This is a genomic window from Streptomyces sp. NPDC127595, assembly GCF_042671685.1.
GTDB lineage: Bacteria > Actinomycetota > Actinomycetes > Streptomycetales > Streptomycetaceae > Streptomyces.
Genome location: NZ_JBHXWK010000001.1, coordinates 663,083 through 685,034, shown reverse-complemented (window position 1 = coordinate 685,034; position 21,952 = coordinate 663,083). Strand labels below are relative to the sequence as shown.

Sequence of the window (21,952 nt, the reverse complement as noted above, 5' to 3'; positions counted from 1 at the left end):
CATGAACGCATCGTGAGCGATGCTGGTCGTGCGGCGCAACAGAGTTTCCCGGGCCGGCAAAACAGTGTTTCCCGGCCTGCAAAGAGGCAAAGCGCACCCTTGTGCGAACCGGCGTATGTGGTCTTGGGTGGGACGAGCACTGCCGGTCCGGCGCCACAGATGCCGGTCCGGCGGCATGGTGGAATCTCAGGAGGATCCCGACATGTCCGATTCGGTGAGTGACTGTACGGAGCACCGCTCCGCTGTCACCGAGGCCGAGGTGGAAGCGCTGGTCCGAGGCATCTGCTTCAAGACCGGCCCCCCTCGATATCTCGGTGTCGAAGTGGAATGGCTCGTCCACGAGCTGCGGCAGCCGCAGCTCCCGGCAACACCAGAACGACTGGAAGCGGCCTACGCCGCACTGCGGACCCTGCCCCTGCGTTCGGCGCTCACGGTCGAACCCGGCGGACAGCTGGAGCTGAGCTCCCTTCCCGCCGCCTCCCTGATGGAGTGCATCGGGTCCGTGTCCGCCGACCTCGACGCCGTACGGGCGGTACTGCGCGAGGCGGGTCTCCGCCTCAGTGGCTATGGCCAGGATCCGTGGAACCCCCCGAGCCGCTTCCTCCATGAGCCGCGGTACGACGCCATGGAGCGGTATCTCGACCGGGCGGGCCCCGAGGGCCGCGCCATGATGTGCTCCTCCGCCTCCGTCCAGGTCTGCCTGGACGCCGGCCACGAGGAACCGGGCCCGCTCGGGCACGGGCGCCGCTGGTGGATGGCGCACCAGCTCGGTGCGGTGCTGGTGGCCGCGTTCGCGCACTCGCCGATGGCCCGGGGGCGGCACACCGGCTGGCGCTCCTCGCGGCAGTCGCTGTGGGCGGCGATGGATCCCGGGCGGACGGACGCGCCGCCGCTGGGGCCCGAGCCGCGTGCCGCCTGGGTCCAGCGCGTTCTCGACGCGCCGGTGATGTGCGTACGGGCGCCGGAGGGCCCTTGGGACGTACCGGAAGGCATGACGTTCCGGGAGTGGACCCGCTCCGAGAGCCCGCCGGACCGGGCGGATCTCGACTACCACATGACGACCCTGTTCCCGCCGGTGCGCCCGCGCGGCCACCTGGAACTCCGCATGATCGACGCGCAGCCGGGCGAGGACGGATGGATCGTCCCGCTCGCCGTCACGACGGCCCTCTTCGACGACCCGGAGGCCGCCGAGATCGCCTACCGGACCGTCAAGCCCCTTGCGGAGCGGGCGGGTTCGCTGCCCGCGCCGCGCAATCCGCTGTGGGAGGACGCCGCACGACTCGGCCTCACAGATCCCGAGCTGCACGAGGCCGCAGTCATCTGTTTCGCGGCGGCCACCGAGGCCCTGCCAAGGCTCGGCGCCACGGCCGAGGTCCTGGATGCCGTCGCCGCGTACACCGAGCGCTTTGTCGCCCGCGGCCGCTGCCCCGCCGACGATCTGCTCAGCCGGCTCGGGGCAGGATCCGACGATCAGCGCCCCGATCAGTTCCCCGACCACCAGGCCGATGGCGGGCCCAACGGTCAGTTCCACGGCCAGCTCCACGGCCAGTTCCACCGGAAGGACATCGGCTCATGACCGCCCCCGAATCCCTCACCGAGCCCGCGTCACCCAAGGAGTCCGCGTCACTCACGGACCCGGAGTCGCTCAGGGAGCGCGCCCTCGACGCGCTCACCACGGCCCGCGACCGCACCGCGCTCCTCACCTCGTGCGTCGAGGAGCCCGAACTGACCGCGCAGCACTCGCCGTTGATGTCCCCACTGGTGTGGGACCTGGCGCACATCGGCAACCAGGAGGAGCTGTGGCTGCTGCGGGCGGTCGCCGGGCGTGACGCGATGCGGCCGGAGATCGACGGGCTGTACGACGCGTTCGAGCATCCGCGGGCCGAGCGGCCCTCGCTGCCGCTGCTGCCGCCCGGAGAAGCCCGCCGGTACGCCGCCGAGGTGCGCGGGCGGGCGCTGGACATCCTGGAGAGCACCGCGTTCGGCGCCACCCGGCTGACCGAGGCCGGCTTCGCCTTCGGAATGATCGCGCAGCACGAACAGCAGCACGACGAGACGATGCTGATCACCCATCAGCTCCGCAAGGGACCGGCGGCCCTGACCGCTCCGGACCCCGCGCCCGCACCATTGTTCACCGGACCCGCCGAAGTCCTCGTGCCGGGCGGCCCGTTCACGATGGGCACGTCCACCGAGCCCTGGGCGCTGGACAACGAAAGGCCCGCGCATCAGCGCATGGTCGCTCCGTTCTTCATCGACACCACGCCGGTGACGAACGCCGCCTACCAGGCCTTCATCGCGGACGGCGGCTACGGCACCGCACGGTGGTGGGCGCCGGAGGGCTGGGACCACATCCGGGCCCACGGCATAGAGGCGCCGCTGTTCTGGCGCCGCGAAGGCGGGCAGTGGCTGCGGCGGCGCTTCGGTGTCACCGAGCTGGTGCCGCCCGACGAGCCGGTGCTGCACGTCAGTTGGTACGAGGCGGACGCGTACGCCCGCTGGGCTGGGCGGCGGCTGCCCACCGAGTTCGAGTGGGAGAAGGCGGCCCGTCACGACCCGGCGTCCGGCCGCTCCACGCGCTACCCCTGGGGCGACACCGACCCCACCCCCGAACACGCCAACCTGGGACAGCGCCATCTGCGCCCGGCCCCGGCCGGCAGCTATCCGGCCGGCGAATCCCCGCTCGGCGTACGGCAGTTGATCGGCGATGTGTGGGAGTGGACGTCGAGCGAACTGTCGCCCTACCCCGGGTTCGCGGCCTTCCCGTACAAGGAGTACTCGGAGGTGTTCTTCGGGTCGGAGCACAAGGTGCTGCGCGGCGGTTCGTTCGCGGTGGACGCGGTCGCCTGCCGGGGCACGTTCCGCAACTGGGACTATCCGATCCGCCGGCAGATCTTCTCCGGGTTCCGGACAGCACGCTCGGAGGATGCCTGATGTGCCGTCATCTGGCGTTCCTGGGGCCCGCGGAGGCAATGGGCAGCCTGCTCGTGGAGCCGCCGCACAGCCTGTTCCGGCAGTCCTGGACACCCCGGCGGCAGCGGTACGGCACGGTCAACGCCGATGGTTTCGGGGTGGGTTGGTACGCGGACGGTGACCCGGTACCCGCCCGCTACCGCCGTACCGGGCCCATCTGGGGCGACCAGTCGTTCGCGGACCTGGCCCGTGTCGTCAGGACCACCGCGCTGCTCGCGGCGGTCCGGGACGCGACCTTGGCGGGCGCGGACGGGGAGGCCGCAGCGGCGCCGTTCGCCGCGGGACCCTGGCTGTTCAGCCACAACGGCGCGGTGCTCGGCTGGCCGCGCTCCCTCGCCCCGCTCGTCCAGAGCCTGCCCGCCGTGGAGTTGCTGTCACTGGAGGCGCGTTGCGACTCGGCGCTCGTCTGGGCACTGCTGCTGCACCGGCTGCGCGAGGGCGACGACGAGAGCCAGGCGCTGGCCGACACGGTCGTCGAGGTGGCCGAGGCGGCGCCCGGGTCCCGGCTCAACCTGCTCCTCACCAACGGCGATTCGATCGCCGCGACGGCGTGGGGCGACACCCTCTGGTACATCGCCGAGCCCGGCCACCGCACGGTCGTGGCCTCCGAACCGTACGACGAGGACCCGCGCTGGCAGGAGGTGCCGGACCGCACACTGCTGTCGGCGACCCGCGAGGAGGTCCTGCTCAGCCCGCTGAAGGACCCGCACGCCCCCATGGCATCCGCACCGTCGAAGGAGCCCCGCACGTGAGTCCGTTCCTTCTCACCCGCACCCTGACCGAGGGCGCCACCGAGGCCGCCCTGCGCGCCGATGTGCTGCACGGTCTCAACCGCACCCCGAAGTCCCTGCCGCCGAAGTGGTTCTACGACGCTCACGGCAGCGAGCTCTTCGAGAAGATCACCGAACTCCCCGAGTACTACCCCACCCGGGCGGAGCGCGAGATCCTGATCGCCCGGGCCGCCGAGATCGCCGGCGCGACCGGTGCGCGCACCCTCGTCGAGCTGGGTTCCGGCTCGTCCGAGAAGACACGGCATCTGCTCGACGCGCTCCCGGGGCTGCACACGTACGTGCCCGTCGACGTCAGCGAGTCCGCCCTCACACAGGCCGGGCACACCCTGATCGCCGAGCACCCGGATCTCAGTGTGCACGCGCTGATCGCCGACTTCACCGGCGGACTCGCCCTTCCCGGCACGCCCGGGCCGCGGCTGGTGGCGTTCCTCGGCGGCACGATCGGCAACCTGCTGCCCGCCGAACGCGCCACATTCCTGGCATCCGTACGGTCCCTGCTGTCGCCCGGCGACGCGCTGCTGCTCGGCACGGACCTGGTCAAGGACGAGTCGGTTCTCGTCGCCGCGTACGACGACGCGGCCGGGGTGACCGCCGCGTTCAACAAGAACGTGCTCAGCGTCGTCAACCGCGAGCTCGGCGCCGACTTCGACCCCGACGCGTTCGAGCATGTCGCCCTCTGGGACTCCGAGAACGAGTGGATCGAGATGCGGCTGCGCTCACGCGCCGAGCAGACCGTGAAGATCCCCTCCCTCGACCTCACCGTCGACTTCACGGACGGCGAGGAACTGCGCACCGAGATCTCGGCGAAGTTCCGCGAGGAGGGCGTCCGCGGTGAACTGGCCGACGCGGGCTTCAAGTTGGGCCACTGGTGGACGGACGCGGCGGGCCGCTTCGCGCTGTCGCTGAGCACCGCCGGGTAGCGGCGAGGAGCCACCGGGTAGCGCCGGGCACGTGCGTCATCCACGGTATGCCCCTACACCTCGCGGACCGCCGCGCAGTGGGGCACCGTGGAATGACGCGTGGCACACCCGCCACGGCGGAGAGGAGCACCCGCATGTCCGACCACACGTACCGGGTCACCGAGATCGTCGGCACCTCCCACGAGGGCGTCGACCAGGCCATTCGCAATGGCATCACCCGCGCCTCGCAGACCCTTCGCGGACTGGACTGGTTCGAGGTCACGCAGGTCAGGGGGCAGATCGTGAACGGGCAGATCGAGCACTACCAGGTCGGCCTGAAGGTCGGCTTCCGCCTGGAGGACGGCGACTGACCACCCCGCAACCCCGCCGGGGCCCGACGGTCCTCAGGTCACGACCCCCGGCCCAGTCGGGGCCCGGCGTCCCTCAGTTGCGTCCTTCCCGACCCCGCCGGAGCCCGACGGCTCCCAGGTGCGCACTTCCCGACCCCACCGGAACCCGGCGACCCTCAGGTGCGCCCTTCACCACCCCGCCGGAGCCCGGCGACCCTCAGGTCCGCCCTACCCCACCCACCGGAACCCGGCGACCCTCAGGTGCGCGCTACACCACCCCACCGGAACCCGGCGACCTTCCGGTGCGCCCTACCCCACCCACCGGAGCCCGGCGACCCTCAGGTGCGCGCTACACCACCCCGCCGGAGCCTCGACGGTCTCAGGTCCGCCCCTCCCGCTCCTGCGCGTCCTTCAGCGCCTCGGACGCGCCGGTCCAGCGTGCCCGTACGACCGTGAAGCCCGCCCGCTCCGCGTCCTCGCAGACGAGTTCGTCGTCGTCCACGAGGACGCGGATCTCCCGGTCGTGGGCGAGCCCCCGGAGGATCTCCAGCTTGGTGCGGCGGGCCGGCCTGCGGTCGTCGTTGCGCCGCATCCAGATGCGGCCCTCGGGCAGCCCCTGTGCGGCGAGCCAGGCGAGGGTGTCGCGGCGGCACCGCTCGGGGCGGCCGGTGAGGTAGACCACCTCGCACTCCTCCGCGCTCTTCAGCGCCAGCGCCACGCCCTCGGCGAGCGGCGGATCATGCGGCGCGGCCGCGAAGAAGGCGTCCCAGTCCCGAGGCTTGCGCTCCAGGAACCGCTGCCGGTGCGCGGAGTCCGCGAGGGTGCCGTCCAGGTCGAACACGGCCAGTGGTCTGCTGCTCTTCTGCGTCACGGGGACCAGACTAGGCAGGCCCCACAGTGCCCGGCACGCCATGGCAGCCGCTCCCCCGCGTGCACACGTCCAACTTCCGTCTCCGCGGGCTCTGTTCACCACAGCAGTAAGCCCTTACCGTAATGCCTCGCACAGCATGTCGCACAGCGTTCGAGATTTCGAACCAATGGGGCAGGCCGAGGGACACGGCCGCTCCCCGCCATGCGGAGGTCATCGTGAAGGAGCCGCACATGATCACGTCGGACACGCCCGCGCAGCCTGCATCGCCGTCCCGCCGGGGCCTGCTGCGAGCCATGGTCGCGCTGCCCGCCGCCGCTCTCGTCCTGGGCGGAGGCGGACCGCCCGGAACGCTCGGCACCGCCGCCGCGGCGGCGCCCGCCCGGGGCTACGCCACCCGCTACACCATCGTGCCGTTCCTCAACAGCGACGACGGCACGGTCAACGTCTACGAGTCCGACGACGCGACCGACTTCCGGCTGCTCAAGGCATCGGCGTACACCCCGCCCAGCAACCGGATCCGCGACGTCAGCATCTTCCGGCACACCGACGGCTACTACTACATCGCCTACACCACGCACACCTGGCAGGACACCAGCACCACCATCGGCTTCGCCCGCAGCTCCGACCGGCTCAACTGGACGTTCCTGTACGACTACACGGTCCCCATCGCGGACCTCTCGCGCGCATGGGCGCCCGAGTGGTTCGTCGACAGCGACGGCAGCGTGAACATCATCGTGTCCTGCTCGGTCACCAGCGACGAGTGGACCTTCACGCCGTACCTCCTGAGGGCCACCAACTCCGCCCTCACGGCCTGGAGTTCGCCCGTCACCCTGTCCGGCATCGGCGCCAACCACATCGACACGTTCATCGTGAGGATCGGCTCCACCTATCACGCGTTCACGAAGAACGAGACGACGAAGTGCATCGAGTACGCCACCGCCTCCAGCCTCACCGGCACCTACACCATCAGCAGGACCGGCGACTGGGCGGGCTGGGGCGGTACGCGCGAGGGGCCCGCCCTGGTCCAGCTCGACAACGGCGGCTGGCGGATCTTCTTCGACGGTTACGGCGACGGCAGCTACTACTTCAGCGACAGCTACGACACGTTCGCGACCTGGAGCGCCCCGAAAAAGCTCCCGGGAGTCTCCGGCACCGCCCGCCACTTCACCGTGATCAGGGAAACGGTCGCGGGCGGCCTGACCCTGCCGGCCGGCGTCACCCGCTCCTTCCGGTCGGCCAACTACCCCACCCGCCACTGGCAGGAGCAGTCCGCCCTGCTCAACCTCCCCGTGGTGACCAGCTCCAGCACGACCGCGGAAAAGCAGGCGTCCACCTTCACGATCGTGGCGGGCCTCGCCGACGCGAACGGCTACTCCTTCCGGGACGCGGCGGGCAACCACCTGCGGCACTGGGACTTCCGCGCCCGCTTCGACGCGAACGACGGAACCTCGACGTTCGCCAGGGACGCCACATTCATCGCCAGGGCCGGTGCGAGCACCGGCGCCGTCCGCCTGGAGTCGTACAACTACCCGGGCTACTTCCTGCGCCACTACGACTACCAGCTCCGCGTGGACCTGACGGCCGGCACCGACCTGTTCCGCCAGGACAGTTCCTTCGTCCCCGTCACCGCCTGGGCATGACCGACACCGCGAGAGAGAAGACCAGTATGAGCAACGGCTCGAACCCGTCACGTCGCGGTGTGCTCGGCGCGCTGGCCGCCGTCACCACCGGCCTGACCATCGGCACCCCGCCCGCCCGCGCCGCTGATCAAACCGCCTACGTCATGGGCTACTTCACCGAGTCCCCGGACTTCAGCGGCGCCGACTACGGCCTTCACCTGGCCGTCAGCACCGACTCCCTCCAGTGGACCCCGCTCAACCAGAACAACCCCGTGGTGACGCCGACCGGAGGCACCGGCGGCCTGCGCGACCCGTTCATCCTGCGCGGGCAGAACGGCACCTTCGTGGTGATCGCCACCGACCTCAAGGGCACCGACTGGAGCCTGCAGAGCCAGTACATCCATGTCTGGGACTCCACCGACCTGCGCTCCTTCACCGGTTACCGCCGGCTGAAGCTGCACGAGATGGCCACCCACAGCTGGGCGCCCGAGGCGTTCTGGGACGCGCACCTCGGCCAGTACGGAATCATCTACTCGGCCGTCAACTCCACTGGCCACAACGTCATCATGGTGAACTACACGACCGACTTCGTGACGGCGTCGGCCGCGCAGGTCTTCTTCGACCCCGGCTATGACGTGATCGACGGTGACCTGGCGGCCGGCGTGAACGGCGTGAACTACCTGTACTTCAAGAAGGACCAGACGCTGGTGGGCGCGAGGTCCACCTCCCTGACCCCGGGCAGCTTCACCGAGTTCAGCACGCCGGTCGCGCACGGAGGCACCGAGGCCCCCACCCTCGTGAAGTCCCTGACGTCCGGGACATGGTTCCTCTGGGGTGACACATACACGCCCAACGGCGTCTTCTACGCCTGGCAGTCGAACGACCTGGCAGCCGGTACCTGGACCGCGGTCGACCAGCGGCTCTACACCCAGCCCCTCAACTCCAAGCACTGCACGATCCAGCCGATCACCACGACCGAGTACACCAACCTCGTTGCGAGATACGGGACTCCGTCCTGGAACCGGATCAAGTCGTACAACTACCCGGCCCGTTACGTCCGTCACTCCAACTACGTGGGACGGATCGACGCGTACCCCTTCGACCCGTACGCCGACTCGCAGTGGAAGCTCGTGCCGGGTCTCGCCGACACCTCGGGAGTGTCCTTCCAGTCGGTCAACTTCCCCACCCGCTATCTGCGGCACGTGAACTACCAGCTCCAACTGGCCGTCGACGACGGGACGTCGACGTTCGCGCAGGACGCCACGTTCCACCGGACGGCAGGACTGGCCGACGCCTCGTGGTCGTCCTTCCGCTCCCACAACCACCCGGACCGGTACATCAGACACGCGGACTTCGTCCTGCGCATCGATCCGGTCTCCACTGCCACCGAGCGGTCCGACGCCACGTTCTCGGTCGGCTACTGACCTCACCCTCAGTCGGCTACCGACCTCACCCTCAGGAGACCCCTCACCATGCCTCCCCACCACAGAGCCCTCGCCTGTCTCACGGCGGCAGCCGCCGCGTTCGCCGGGCTCACTGCGACCGCCGCCCCCGCGGCCGCCGCCGACTCGGGCACGTTCAGCGTGCTCACGTACAACGTCTCCGGCCTCCCGGAGATCATCAACAGCGCGCCGACGCCCCGCGAGTCCGCCACGACTGCGATCGGGCAGCGGATCTCCCCGTACGACATCGTCCACGCGCAGGAGGACTTCAACTACCACGCCTACCTCTACGCAGCGGACACCGCGCACGCCTACCGCACCGCCACCAGCGGCGGCGCCGGGATCGGCAGCGGCCTCAACACCCTGTCGAAGATCTCCTACGACGCCGACGACTTCGAGCGGGTGGGCTGGAACTCCTGCCAGGTCGACTCGGGGGACTGCCTCACGCCCAAGGGCTTCACGTTCATGCGGGAGCGCCTCGCCGAGGGCGTTTACGTCGACTTCTACAACCTGCACACCAACGCCGGTGTCAGCGAAGGCGATCTGGCCTCACGCGCGGACAACCTCAACCAGCTCACCGCCTTCATCAAGACCCACTCCGCGGGCAACGCCGTCGTGGTCATGGGCGACACCAACACCCGCTACACCCGGTCCGGCGACACGATCGCCGAGTTCGCCGCAGCCAACGGCCTCACCGACACCTGGGTACAGCTCATCCGCGGCGGCACCCCGCCCGCCAAGGGCAGCGACGCGCTGGTCTGCGACCAGACCGGCGCGGACGTACCCAACACGTGCGAGGTCGTCGACAAGATCCTCTACCGGGGAAGCAAGTTGGTCTCGCTCGACGCCACCGCGTACAACAACGAGCACGCGAGCTTCCTCAACTCCGAGGGGCTCATGCTCTCCGACCACGACCCGATCACCGCTAGGTTCACCTGGTCGCGCAACGCGGCCTTCCAGCTCAGCGACCAGTTCGGCGGTCCGCACGGTGACTACTTCAACGACATCGACAGCGTGCCGGCCGGCGCCCGCGCCACCACCGTCTCGCTGCGCGCCGGTTCACGCGTCGACCAGCTCGCGCTGACACTGAACAACGGCACGACACTGGCGCACGGCGGCACGGGCGGCACCGCGTCGTCCCTCACCCTCGGCAGCGGTGAGTACGTCATCTCGGCTCAGCTCTGCCAGGGCGTGAAGGACGGCCGGACCAGGATCTTCTCCGCGAAGTTCACCACCAGCCTCGGCCGGAGCCTGGCCGGCGGCACGACCACCTCCGACTGCGTGACCCGCACCGCGCCCTCCGGCCGGCAGCTCGCCGGCTTCCACGGCCGCGCGGGCGACGAGGTCGACAAGATCGGCTTCGTGTACACCCAGCGCTGACCGCTCCCTGCCATACGTGGGGTCTTCTCAAGCGCGCGCGGGCCTACCGCGAGCCGTCGACGAGCCAGGGCCTGACCTGCTTGCGCGCCTCGTGGAGCCGCGACTTGAGCGTGCCGAGCGGGATACCGACACGCTCGGCGACCTCGGCGTAGTCCAACTGGCAGATGTCCCGGTAGACGAGCGGCGCCACCAGATGCGGGTGCTCGCGCTCCAGGCGCTCCAGCGCCTCCAGGAGGTCGACCCGGGAGCCCGCGATCACACTCGTGGTCCGCGGATCGACATGCTGCGAGGCGTCGATCTCGACCGGCTGTTCGGCCGCCCGGCGCTTCAGTTCGCGATATTTCTGGCGGGCGCAATTGGCGACCACTGTATACAGCCAGGTGCTGAAGCGGCTGCGGCCCTCGAAGGTGGTGATCTTCCGCGCCACCTGGAGGAGTACATCCTGTGCCGCTTCCTCGGCGTCCTCGCGGCAGGGCAGGAAGCGTCCGCAACGCCGTACGACCTCGGGCCGCACCTTCTGGAGCAGCGCGTTCAGTGCCTCCCCGTCACCGCCGGCCGCGCGCCGAGCCAGCTCCTCGGTCTCCGCCGCGTCCTGCACAGCATGCTCCCCTCGGGATCGGTCAGGGCCAGGCACGATAGTCGCACGCGGTCGCCGGAGGCTCGGCTGAAGGGCGGGGCACGGACCGCTGCAACGCACGCTGCGGGCTCAGTGCCCGGCGAACTGGACCCTCGTCAGCTGCACGACGTTCGGCCGGATCGCGATCCCGTCGACGGTGAGTCGTTCGCCGTAGATGTCGGTGACCCGGATCGCGCTGCCGCACCCGGTGCCGTCTTCGGAGAGGAAGTAGTTGTAGTCGGTGCGCGGCAGTTGACGCCAGCCGCTGCCGGTGCGGACCTCCAGCCGGGCCACCGGATTGCGGTGGCCGATCGCCTGGATGCCGCACCAGTACTGGCTGGACCCGGTCTTGTACCGCAGCGACATCGTGCCGGGGGTGCTGGGAGCGCTCGGGCTCGCCAGCTGCCAGGTGATCGGGATCCGGCCGAGCGTGGGGTCGGCGAGTGCGGCGAAGGCCTCCGCGCTGAGGTCGATCTGGCCGGGTGCGCACTCCCCCGGGCATTCATTGGTGATGCGGACGGTGACGGAGGCCCCATTGGCCGCACGGACGGACACATACGCCCCGCACGCCTTGGCCGACTCGTAGTCGGTGGAGTTCATCGCCCCGGTCATGACGTCACCGCTCGGGTCGTACAGACAGGCGCCTCCACCGTCCGCGTCGTAGAAGGTGGCCACTCCCTCGTAGGTGACGTCCGGCCGTATCCGTCCTGCCAACGGCGCGCCGGCGGGCACCGCTTGGGGGCTGGACGTGGCCGACGGGGTCTGTGAGGGCTTCTTGGCCGAGGGCTTCGGCGACACGGTGGTGGCACTGGCGGAGGGGGTCGGGGACCCCGTTGCGGACGGGACGTCCGCCGTCGTGCCGGCGACGGGCGTGGCCGCGGAGTGCCCGGCGTCGGCCTCCCGGTCGGCGCGGAGCACCACGACCAGGGCCGCGACCACGAGCACCGCGGCCGCCGATATCCACAGCCACCGCCTGTACACCGGACCTCCCTGACGGCATCAGCCGTTGCCGTGGGTGACGGAGGCAGCGATCGTGCCAGACCCGGCGGCACAGCGGCAAGCCCTGCATGCTGGAGGGCACTTGAGGCCCAATCGCCACTCCCGCACCTCACAACAGCCCGCTCGGAGCGGCGTCGGCGCCGCCCCGAGCGGAGATCTTGTGGACTACCGGGTGAGGTAGGCGCGCTCGATCGTCTGGACCAGCGTGTTGCCCTCACGGTCGGTCAGCTTCGCCCGCAGTGAGACGGAGCCCGCCTCCGCGGGGTGGGTCAGCGACAGGTGTGTACCGCCGACGGCCTTGGCGGACTGCCAGGTCGTGCCCTCGTCGTACGAGACCTCGAAGGCGAGCTTCTTGGGCCGCTGGCCGGCGGCCGCACCCTCGACGGTGAAGGGCACCTGGAACCGCGTTCCCGCCTGCGCCGTGCTGGACAGGCTCAGTTGCGGGGAGAAACGGATCACCGACAGCGGCAGCGTGGCCCCCTCGTCGCCGGAGGTCGCGGCGGAGCGGAAGGTCCACTCCGCCTTGACGCGGGTGCTGACCGGGTACACCGCGGGGTCACGGGTGTTGTCCAGGGTCAGCTCGTACGCGCTGTCCTGAGCGGGAACCGTGAACTCGGTGACACTGTCCGTCACCGGGATCCCGAAGTTGTCGGCGGCCTCCTTGCCGTCGATCCGCAGCGAGCTCTCCTGCGTGGTGTGGTCGCTGAGGCCCCAGTGCCCGGCGCCGTCGCCGAACAGCGGCACGAAGGCCCGGATGGTGTTCCCGTTCCGGGTGACACCCGGGAATCCCTGCTCCGGTCCGGCGTCCGTGGCGCCGGGCAGGACCGGGCCGAAGACGCCGATGTTGAACCGCTCCTGGTAGGTCTGTCCGGCCTGCCAGGTCCGCGGCATCCGCATCAGGAAGTTCTCCCAGACCGTTTCGCGGCCCTCGCCGCTGGTCTGCCACGTACGGAAGGACCACTCGACTCCGCTGTCGAGGACATAGTCGGTGGTGCTCAGCGGCAGGCTCCCGCGCAGGTCGCTGAAGCTGCTGACCAGGTTCCCGTCGGCTGTGTGGGGGCTGACCTCGACCTGGACGTTCCTGCCCTCGATCGGCACGCCCGCCTGGAAGTCGACCTTGGCGAGCTGCCTCTGCTCGACCGCGGCGGTGAAGCCGCCGAGGTCGCTCGCGCGGTCCCAGGCCAGGTGGTAGGTGACCGGCCGGCCTTCCTCGTCCCGCCGGCTCCAGTCACCGGTGAACAACGCGGTGACGTCGTTCTCGGACTGCGCGGCGCCGAGCCGCCCGAAGCGGCTGCCCTCGAACGTCGGCAGCAGGTACTGAAGACTGCCCGCCCGCAGGCCCTCGCCCCGTGCGTAGTCGAACGCGACCGTGGCCTCGGTGTTCTCGGCCGCCTCGTCCGGCAGGGCGACCGCCACCGGCTGTGCCTGCCGGGCGTCGACGGTAATGGTCGTGTCGCCGTCCAGGCTCAGCTTCGGCTGCACCAGCACGGCGTGCGTGGAGGACTCGTAGGAGGGGTGGATCACTCCGCTGAGGGTGTAGTCGCCCTTGGGCAGCCGAACGGTGAGCTCGCCGTCCTGCTCATCGGTGTAGGTGGCGTAGAAGTCGCTGTCGATGCCCATGACGTCGGTGGCGGCGTCGCCGATCGGCTCGCCGTTCTCGTCGATGTGCTTCAGGGTCAGGTCGTACGACTCGACCTCGCGCTCCGCCCCCACGGCGGAACGCACCTGCACCTTGCCGTCCGGCGAGGTGGCCTGCACCGAGCCGCCGAAGGTGCCGTCGGCACTGCCGGCGCGGGTGTCCGCCGTGACGTCGGCGATGGCGGTGCCGCCCGCCGGGACGGTGAGCTGCCGCGGCGACACGGAGAACAGGCCCTCGGCGGCGGGCTTTCCGTCCACCGAGAAGGCGTCGACGGACAGGTCGAGGGTGACCGGCTCCGTACCGAGGTTGCGGTAGGTCAGCGGCTTGATCGCCGGGGTGTCGTCGGTGTGCGGCCACGGCTGGCCGCCGAAGTCGAGGGGCCCCTGCTCGGTGATGACGCCCTGGTCCAGCGCCCGGACCAGGTCGGTACGGCCGGTGCCCTGCTGGAAGGAACTGTACGAGCCCGGCTTCGCGGAACCGGTGAGTACGGCCTTGAGGCGTTCGCCGGTCCAGTCGGGGTGCTGCTGGGCGAGGAGGGCGGCGGCGCCCGCGACGTGCGGGGACGCCATGGATGTGCCGTCGAGGGTGAGGTAGCCGGGTATGTCGGAGGGGATCGCCTCCGCGAGGACACTGCCGGCGGCGGAGGCGGCCGTGATGGCGACGCCGGGTGCGGTCAGGTCGGGCTTCACCCCGCCGTCACCGACACGCGGGCCTCGGCTGGAGAAGGCGGCGAGCTTGTCGCCGTCGTCGACCGCGCCGACGGTGAGCGCGGCGTCGGCGCTGCCGGGCGAGCCGACGGTCTTCTCGCCGAACTCGCCCTCGTTGCCTGCCGCGATGACGAAGAGCGTGTCGGACTCTGCGGAGAGCCGGTTGACCGCCTCCTCCATCGGGTCGATGCCCGGCGTGTCCGGGCTGCCGAGGCTGAGGTTGACGACGTCGGCGCCCTGCGCGACCGCCCACTCCATGCCCGCGATGATGCCGGAGTCGGCGCCGTAGCCGTTGTCGTCGAGGACCTTGCCGTTCAGGAGCTTCGCTCCCGGGGCCACGCCCTTGTACTTGCCGCCCAGTTCGGCTCCGGTCCCGGCCGTGATCGACGCCACGTGGGTGCCGTGGCCGAACTTGTCGCCAGGCCCGGAGGAGCCGGAGAAGTCCTGCTCCGCGATCACCTGGCCCGCCAGGTCGGCGTGGCTGGTGTCGATCCCGGTGTCCAGTACGGCGACCTTGGTGCCGGTGCCGTCGAATCCGGCGGCCCAGGCGGTCGGCGCACCGATCTGCGGGACGCTCTTGTCGAGGGAGGCCTTGCGCCGGCCGTCGAGCCAGACCTTCTCCACGGCCGTCGAGGCAACGAACGCGTCGGCACCGGTGCCGGTCACGGCGTCCCAGAACGCGTCGCCACGCTCCTTGACGGACCGCATCGCCTTCGCGTTGACGACGGGCAGCGCACGGCCCAGCTGTGCCCCGGCCCCGGTGAACGGGCTCATCGAGGGCGTCTTCGTCCCCCGGAAGGTGACGATCAGCGGCACGTCGGAACGGCCCGCGTCGTCGTAGCCGTCGGCCACCAACTGGGTCACGTCGAACAGCCGGGCGTCCAACTTGCCCTGTGCCAGCAGCAGTTCGGCGTCACCGGGTACCACCTGAGTGTGTCCGTCGATCTCCCGGACCGAGAACGGCACGCGCTCCCGGCCCTCGGCGCGCTCCACCCCGGTGACCTGGCCGGTGCCGTCCACCAGGACCCGGTCGCCGGTGATCAGGGTCACCGTCTTCACGGCCCCGCCCTCACCCGCCGCCAGGGACAGCGCCCCCACGGGCCCGTCGGTCGGCGTGGCCTGGGCCACCCCGCCCGGGACGCCGGCCAGGACAAGGACCGTGGAAACTGCCCCTGCCACCAGTACCGCACGCCTTCGTCTTCCGCGTAACTCCACCTGAACTCCTGATGATTCAAAATCGGACAGGAGCCGTTCCGCGACCCCGGAGTCCCCGGTGCCTCACCCGTACGCCCAACGGCTCGCCCTAGAGACGGAGCGGAGCGCCATCGGGTTGTCACAACATCAAACTTGTTTCTGACGTGGCATCAGCCAGAAGACGTCTCACGATGCGTCTCAGGATGCCTCTCGGGCCGCGGAGCCCTCCGTGGCCGAGGCGACGGGTAGGCTTCAACAGTTCGATCGTCGCCAGGAGCAGCAACCCGTCTACGGACAGCGGCCACAGTGCCGCGCTCGTGGCAGCCGCCCCGCCCTGGAGATTCCTGGAGAGCGAAATGCCCGCTGGTGACCACAGGAGGCGTACGCCGCCAGGCCGGCTCGGCCGGCTCACGGGCTTTGGGACGGGTCGCCCATGCTGAGGGATCCCTTGGAGCGGATCGGCCGCTACCGCCTGGACCGGCGTCTGGGCGCCGGCGGCTTCGGCGTCGTCTGGCTCGCCCACGACGACGTACTGGAAGCGGCCGTCGCCGTGAAGGTGCTGTCCGACAACTGGGTCGACCACCTGGACATCCGGGAGCGGTTCCTCGCCGAGGCCCGCCTGCTGCGCCGCGCCGACTCGAACCGGGTCGTCCAGGTCTACGACATCGGTGAGCTCCCCGACGGCAGGCCCTACTTCGTCATGGAGTACGCCGACGGAGGCACCCTCGCCGACCGGATCGCCGCCGGACCACTGCCCGTCGGCGAAGCTCTGCGGCTGACGGCGCTCGCGGCGCGGGGAGCGGCCGCGCTGCACGAGGCCGGCATCGTGCACCGGGACATCAAGCCGTCCAACGTGCTGCTGCGCTCCTCGCCCGGCGGCTCCGACCGCGTCCTGCTCGCGGATCTCGGCCTGGCCAAGAGCCTGGCCCAGGCGTCCGGCCTCACCATGGCAGCGGGCTCGGCGGGCTACACGCCGCCCGAGCAGGCGGATCCCGGGTCCGGGATCGACGAGCGGGCCGACGTGTACAGCCTTGGCGCCCTCGGCTATCACCTCGTCACGGGCTCGGTCCCCGGTCCGCCCGGCAAGGTCGTACGACCGGACCGGCTCCGTACGGACCTGGCACCGGAAGTCCAGCGGGCGCTGCTGCGTGCCATGGAACCCGACCGCGAGCGGCGCCGGCCCGGCGCGGCGGAGTTCGCGGCGGAACTCGACCGGCTGGCCGCCCCGGTGTCCGACGCTTCCCGGCCGCGCCGCCGTCGACGGGCCCTGCTCACGACGCTGGCGGCGCTGGTCGCGGTCACCGCGGTCGGCGTCACCGCCCTAGTCGTCACCCGGGACCGCACCACAGAGACCGTCGTCCAGGTGAAGGACAGCTCCGGACGGGTCACGGCCGAAGTACCCGACGCCTGGGGCCGCCAACTGCGCGACTCCGGATGGAATCCGAAGACCCTTGGCCTGCCGGACGGGACGGAGCCCGGACTCGGCGTCGCGGACGACCTGGCGAAGTGGCAGGACCTGGGCACCGGGGTCAACGGAGCGTTCATCGGTCTCAGCGAGCACGGGGACGTCACCGCCGTGGTCGGCGCGATCACCCACACCGGATGCCACTTCGACGGCAGCCGCACCTACACCGGCACGCACTGGCACGGGCTGATACGGACCTGGGACAACTGTCCGGGCGGCGAAGGCTCCCTGACGGAGGCGGGACTTACGCCGGCGGACGGCGACGAGCAGCCGCAGGTGTACGTGCAGCTCCGGCAGGACGGCGGCGCCGACGCGACGGACACTGTGCTGGACTCGGTGCGGGTTGAAGGCTGAGGCGAATCAGTTGCCGAACCCGTGAACTTTTCGGCGTCTCGGTGCATCGGACACTGATGACGGGGCATGTGGCGCCGTGCGCACGCGTCAGGCGCGTGCGGTGGATTTCTCAAGGAGTGGTGAGATGGCGACCTTCCGGCATGGCACGGCGGACCGGGCCACGAACTCTGCCCGCACCGGGACGGTGCGCGCACGCCGTACCCCCGACGCGAACCGGACCGGCGCGGTGCGGGCACTCCGTACGCCCGACACGGACCGGACCGACACCATGAACGCACGCCACACCCCTGAGACGGACCACGCCGACAAGGTGCACGCACGCCACGCCGACGCGGTTCGCGTACGCCGCACCCCGCCCCCGGCTCGGCTGGCCGCGCTGGTCGCGGGCATCGCGATGGTGGGCCTGCTCACCGCCTGTGGGTCCGACAACGGCGCGAGCAGTGCGCCGCAGACGCTTCCCGGTACGGCCGAACCCGCGTCCGGGGACCACACCACGGACTCGGGCGGCAGCAGCACCCCCGTCCCCACCAACAGCGCATCGGACAGCACCACCGCACCCGAGTCCGGCACCACCACCCCGGCGTCTTCGACGACCGCGGTCTCCAGCACCCGCTGCCACACCTCCGAGCTGACCGCGTCGGTCGGCGGCAACGACCCCGGCGCGGGGCAGGAGAACTTCCCGATCAATCTGACCAACAGCTCCCAGCGCACCTGCACCCTGCGCGGCTTCCCCGGCGCGGCGTTCGTCGACGCGTCCGGCAAGCAGTTGGGCCCCGACCCCGAGCGCTCCTCGGAGTCGCCCACGACGGTGACGCTGGCGCCGGGGCAGCAGGCCTGGGCCGGGCTGACGTTCTCCAACCCGGAGATCAGCGGGGCCCGTACGGCGACTCCCGCCGCGCTGCTCGTCACACCGCCCGACGAGAAGGACTCGCTCAAGGTGAAGTGGACCCAGGGCAAGGTGCCTGTCTCCGGCAACGCCTCGACGGTGTCCCTGACGGTGGTGCGCCCCGGCACCGGCTCCTGACCCCCGCCCCCTGGCTCACCCCACTCCCCCAGCCCCGCCGCCCCGCAGATCCGGTCGGCGGGGTTTGCCGTTCCCACAACCACAGGTCAGCGGCGGTTTGTCACGGAACGGCTACACGTCCCGATTCCCGCGATCTTTTCCGGCGCCTCCGCCCATCGAACCGGTCGACACGCCCCACAGGGCGGCACGTCGGGACACCGAGGAACTGGGGAACGATCATGAGCGGCATCTCACGCAGGCGTCTGCTGACCGCGACGGCGACGACCGGCGCCCTCGGCGCACTCTCCGCCTGCTCCGCCCAGGGCCGGCCGGTCGGGGGAACCGCGGAGAGCAGCGCGGACGGCAGGAGCACGCCGCAGGCCCGGCCGGTGACTCTCATCGGCGACGGGTCCACCACCGACACCGGAGCCCAGCCCAACCAGCCCAGGGCGGAGCGGCTGAAGGCCGGCGAGCGGCCGCCGCAGTTCGTGGTCTTCTCCTGGGACGGTGCGGGCGAGCTGAGCAACCAGCTGTTCGCCCGCTTCCGCAAGGTCGCCGCGGACCACGGGGCGTCGATGACGTTCTTCCTCAGCGGCATCTACACCCTGCCCGAGTCGAAGAAGAGCCTCTACAGCCCGCCGCAGCACCCCGTCGGCGCCTCCGCCATCGGCTACCTCTCCGACCGGCACATCCACGCGACACTCCAGCAGGTGCGCGCCGCCTGGCTGGAAGGGCACGAGATCGGCACCCACTTCAACGGCCATTTCTGCGGCGCGGACGGGGTGCGCAACTGGTCCCCGGCGGAGTGGCGCAGCGAGATCGACCAGGCCATGCGGTTCGTCACCGAATGGAGGACCAACACCGGCTTCACCGACCTGGATCCGCTGCCCTTCGACTACCGCAAGGAACTGATCGGCGGCCGCACGCCCTGTCTGGAGGGCCAGGCCAACCTGCTTCCCACCGCCGCCGAACTCGGTTGGAAGTACGACGCCAGCTCGCCCGGCGGCCTGCAGATCTGGCCCGGCAAGGTGCAGGGCGACCGGATCTGGGACTTCCCGCTCCAGTCGATCCCCTTCTCCGGCCACTCCTTCCAGGTCCTGTCCATGGACTACAACCTGATGGCCAACCAGTCCGACGCGAACCCCTTGGGAGACCGCACCCAGCACGCCACCTGGCGCGCCCAGGCCCGCGACACCTATCTGGCCGGTTTCCGGCGCGCCTACGAGACCAATCGCGCCCCGTTCTTCGTCGGCAACCACTTCGAGCGGTGGAACGGCGGCATATATATGGACGCCGTCGAGGAGGCCGTGGAGCAGATCGCCGCGTACGACGACGTACGTATGGTCTCCTTCCGGCAGCTCGTGGAGTGGCTGGAGGCTCAGGACCCGGCGGTCCTGCGGAAGTTGCGCACCCTCGTCCCCGGACAGTCACCCCTCGGCGGCTGGGCGGAGTTCCTGGGCACGGCCGCTACGGCGTCGGATACCGCCGGGTCCTGAGCGCTCACCGGCGGCCTCCGCCGCCTCCGTCGTTTCCACCCCCGTAGTTCCCGCCTCCGTCACCGTTTCCGTCGCTGCCGCCGCCCCCGCCGTACTGCGCGTCGCCGGCGCAGTAGAAATAGGGGTAATAGCAATAGCCCACCGTCGCCGGCGCTGACGACGAAGGCGTCGGCTCGGGGGGCGGCGGCGTCGCCGACGGCTTGGGTGTGGCGCTGGTCGACGGTGTCGTCGAGGGAGTGGGCACGGGGCCGGGGCCGGGTGCCTTGGATTCGCTGGTGGAACCCCAGTTGACCACCTCCAGCTGGAGGGAGGGCGAGGTGCTGTCGAGCGTCCAGCGCTGGGCCGACCCGTCCTCTCGGACCTTGAGGACCACGGCCGCTTCCTGCTCGGCGGAGGCGGGTGTGAGGGCCAGGTCCTGGTTCCAGCGCGGCACGAGGGCACCCTGGAGGGTGAAGTCGTAGCGCACGTTCTTGGTGCCCGGCTGGGAATCGCCCGTGCAGGGGGCCAGTTGGACCGAGTAGCCGAGGTGGGAGTCGAGGCAGAGGTCGGGGTCGGCCACGTTACGCAGCAGCCCGTCCTCCTCGTACGTCCACTGCTGGACCGACTTCGAGGTGCACGAGGTGAGTTCGGTCTCGGCGCCCTTCACGGGCTTGTCTCCGACGACGCCGATGCACAGTCCGTTGCCGGTGTTGCGGAGCCGGCCACCCACGGTGCCGTTCGCCTGGTCTCCGACCCAGGACGGGTTCGCGCCGGGCGCCTTGTCCGGACCCGAACTGGGCGCCCCCGAGGTGCCGTCGACGCCACTGTCCTCGCCTCCGGAACCCAGGCCGGCCCACAGGACGAGCGGGGCCAGGATCAGGCCGCTCACGGTCAGCACGGCGAGGGCGACGTTCCGGCGACGTGGGGCGCGCCGGTGGGCCTTGCGCGTCGACGGGCGGGACTCGGCGTGCGTGTGACCGCGCGGCACGGGCCGAGGGGGGAAGCTCGGGGGGCGTGGAGCGTCGGCCGGAAGGTGGAGGTACTCCGTCGGGGCGGCGGCCGCGGGAGTCTCGGTCACTTCCACGATCTCGGTGGCGCGTCCCTGCCGCGTTTCGGCATAGGCCCGCGCGCCCCAGCCGAGTACGGCTTCGGCCAGCGGGAGGGCGAGTTCGCCGTTGAACTGGTTCAACTGGTCGGCGGCACGACGGCAGTGCTCGCATCTGGCCATGTGGCGCCGCAGGTCGGGGTCGAGGTCGGCGCCACCGCGTCTGAGGGACACGTCGAGCATGCGGTTGTAGTGCCGGCACTCCTCCGCGGGGGCCAGTTCGCGATGGATCTCCAGGCAGGCCTCGCGCAGGCGTTCGCGGGACCGCCGCAGTTCCACGACGGCGTCGTCGTCGGCGAGGCCCAACAGGGCGGCGGGCAGGCTCAGTGGCTCGGCCTCGACCTCGGTGTGCCACAGCAGGCAGCGGGCCGGCTCGGGGAGCCGTTGGAAGGCTCTGGCCAGCAGGCGTCTGTTCGCGGGAGGGAGGAGTCGTACGGCGGCCCGCTCGTCGTGGTCCGGGCCCGACCGCAGTTCGGGATGGACCTGTTCGGCCCGCTGGTCCATGAGCCACTCGGCGGCTATGCGGCGCACGGTGACGAGCAACTGCGGGCGCCAGGCGGCCGTCGGCCCGGTCTGCCGCAGTGATTCCCCGAACAGTCTGGTGAATGTGGCCGTGGTGAGCATTCCCGCGGGGCGCACACCGTTCGTGCACAGTCGTGAGTAAGAGAAGACGGCTTCCCAGTGACGGTCCAGGAGTTCACCGACGGGATAGTTCGCCGGTGTGTTCCCCAGACTCTTCTTCAGATCGGCGGAGAGCCGCTCGTCCGGAACCTCGAACAAGCGAGCGGTTGTTGGAGAATTGGACAGACCTGCATCATTCACGTCCGCTTTCCTCCCAAAGGTAACGTAGGAATTAGTCCATACCAATGGGTATGTAGCCCACCCGACGAAGCGGAGGGACTACCCATGGGGGGTTGCACCACGAACGACCACCTCAGGCGGCCCTGGTCAGGCGAGGGGCGGACGAGTGCACCGTATGCGCACAGAACGATGCAAAAATTGTCTGCACGCCGACAACGCACACCTTTGCACAGGGTGACGAGCCGGAACAAGCAGTATCGCGATTTTCCCTT

The 21,952-nt window shown here is 70.5% G+C and carries 16 protein-coding genes; 11 read left to right on the top strand and 5 right to left on the bottom strand.

The features are described 5' to 3' along the window. Positions 1–202: 202 nt before the first annotated feature. The 5 genes from egtA to ACFVKT_RS02880 all read left to right on the top strand — a co-directional run bounded on the left by egtA (position 203) and on the right by ACFVKT_RS02880 (position 5,031). Positions 203–1,576, top strand: coding sequence for an ergothioneine biosynthesis glutamate--cysteine ligase EgtA (egtA, locus tag ACFVKT_RS02900; RefSeq protein WP_385726864.1), 1,374 nt, complete (start codon positions 203–205; stop codon positions 1,574–1,576). Continuing rightward, positions 1,573–2,931 carry an ergothioneine biosynthesis protein EgtB gene (egtB, locus tag ACFVKT_RS02895; RefSeq protein ID WP_385726862.1) on the top strand — a complete coding sequence of 453 codons (1,359 nt, stop codon included), beginning with the start codon at positions 1,573–1,575 and terminating at the stop codon, positions 2,929–2,931. Before egtA ends, egtB begins: the two co-directional genes overlap by 4 nt. Beyond that, positions 2,931–3,722 carry an ergothioneine biosynthesis protein EgtC gene (gene egtC, locus ACFVKT_RS02890; protein WP_385726860.1) on the top strand — a complete coding sequence of 264 codons (792 nt, stop codon included), beginning with the start codon at positions 2,931–2,933 and terminating at the stop codon, positions 3,720–3,722. The genes egtB and egtC overlap by 1 nt, the downstream gene beginning before the upstream one ends. Next, entirely contained in the window at positions 3,719–4,681 is a 963-nt protein-coding gene (gene egtD, locus ACFVKT_RS02885) for an L-histidine N(alpha)-methyltransferase (protein WP_385726858.1), read from the top strand. Before egtC ends, egtD begins: the two co-directional genes overlap by 4 nt. Before the next feature lie 134 nt (positions 4,682–4,815). Beyond that, on the top strand, positions 4,816–5,031 hold the full coding sequence (locus tag ACFVKT_RS02880) for a dodecin (RefSeq protein ID WP_385726856.1): 216 nt from the start codon (positions 4,816–4,818) through the stop codon (positions 5,029–5,031). 358 nt (positions 5,032–5,389) lie between these two features. Here ACFVKT_RS02880 and ACFVKT_RS02875 read toward each other — a convergent pair whose 3' ends face one another. Further along, positions 5,390–5,923 (bottom strand): hypothetical protein, encoded by a 534-nt coding sequence (locus tag ACFVKT_RS02875; protein WP_385726855.1) that lies wholly within the window; start codon positions 5,921–5,923, stop codon positions 5,390–5,392. A 188-nt stretch (positions 5,924–6,111) separates the two neighbouring features. On the opposite strand from ACFVKT_RS02875, the gene ACFVKT_RS02870 reads away from it, so the two are divergent. The 3 genes from ACFVKT_RS02870 to ACFVKT_RS02860 are packed head-to-tail and all read left to right on the top strand — an operon-like array spanning position 6,112 to position 10,322. Next, positions 6,112–7,521 carry a glycoside hydrolase family 43 protein gene (locus tag ACFVKT_RS02870; RefSeq protein WP_385726853.1) on the top strand — a complete coding sequence of 470 codons (1,410 nt, stop codon included), beginning with the start codon at positions 6,112–6,114 and terminating at the stop codon, positions 7,519–7,521. A 26-nt stretch (positions 7,522–7,547) separates the two neighbouring features. Then, entirely contained in the window at positions 7,548–8,924 is a 1,377-nt protein-coding gene (locus tag ACFVKT_RS02865; protein ID WP_385726851.1) for a glycoside hydrolase family 43 protein, read from the top strand. A gap of 48 nt (positions 8,925–8,972) precedes the next feature. Continuing rightward, positions 8,973–10,322: a jacalin-like lectin gene (locus ACFVKT_RS02860; RefSeq protein WP_385726850.1), complete on the top strand. Its 1,350-nt coding sequence runs from the start codon at positions 8,973–8,975 to the stop codon at positions 10,320–10,322. Between the two features lie 43 nt (positions 10,323–10,365). On the opposite strand, the gene ACFVKT_RS02855 is transcribed toward ACFVKT_RS02860, so the two are convergent. The 3 genes from ACFVKT_RS02855 to ACFVKT_RS02845 all read right to left on the bottom strand — a co-directional run bounded on the left by ACFVKT_RS02855 (position 10,366) and on the right by ACFVKT_RS02845 (position 15,465). Beyond that, complete coding sequence (locus ACFVKT_RS02855) at positions 10,366–10,920, bottom strand: RNA polymerase sigma factor (RefSeq protein ID WP_385726848.1); 555 nt, start codon at positions 10,918–10,920, stop codon at positions 10,366–10,368. Positions 10,921–11,028: 108 nt separating this feature from the next. Further along, a complete protein-coding gene (locus ACFVKT_RS02850) occupies positions 11,029–11,919 on the bottom strand; it encodes an expansin EXLX1 family cellulose-binding protein (RefSeq protein ID WP_385726846.1) in 891 nt (296 codons plus the stop codon). Between the two features lie 183 nt (positions 11,920–12,102). Then, positions 12,103–15,465 carry a S8 family serine peptidase gene (locus tag ACFVKT_RS02845; protein WP_385728112.1) on the bottom strand — a complete coding sequence of 1,121 codons (3,363 nt, stop codon included), beginning with the start codon at positions 15,463–15,465 and terminating at the stop codon, positions 12,103–12,105. A gap of 445 nt (positions 15,466–15,910) precedes the next feature. Between ACFVKT_RS02845 and ACFVKT_RS02840 the strand changes: the two genes are divergently transcribed. The 3 genes from ACFVKT_RS02840 (at position 15,911) to ACFVKT_RS02830 (ending at position 19,795) form a co-directional block, all read left to right on the top strand. Continuing rightward, on the top strand, positions 15,911–17,296 hold the full coding sequence (locus tag ACFVKT_RS02840) for a serine/threonine-protein kinase (RefSeq protein ID WP_385726844.1): 1,386 nt from the start codon (positions 15,911–15,913) through the stop codon (positions 17,294–17,296). Between the two features lie 124 nt (positions 17,297–17,420). Next, entirely contained in the window at positions 17,421–18,320 is a 900-nt protein-coding gene (locus ACFVKT_RS02835) for a DUF4232 domain-containing protein (RefSeq protein ID WP_385726842.1), read from the top strand. 218 nt (positions 18,321–18,538) lie between these two features. Continuing rightward, positions 18,539–19,795: a hypothetical protein gene (locus ACFVKT_RS02830; protein WP_385726840.1), complete on the top strand. Its 1,257-nt coding sequence runs from the start codon at positions 18,539–18,541 to the stop codon at positions 19,793–19,795. 4 nt (positions 19,796–19,799) lie between these two features. Here the strand turns inward: ACFVKT_RS02830 and ACFVKT_RS02825 are convergent, their stop codons facing one another. Beyond that, complete coding sequence (locus ACFVKT_RS02825) at positions 19,800–21,659, bottom strand: RICIN domain-containing protein (protein WP_385726838.1); 1,860 nt, start codon at positions 21,657–21,659, stop codon at positions 19,800–19,802. Between the last annotated feature and the right edge of the window lie 293 nt (positions 21,660–21,952).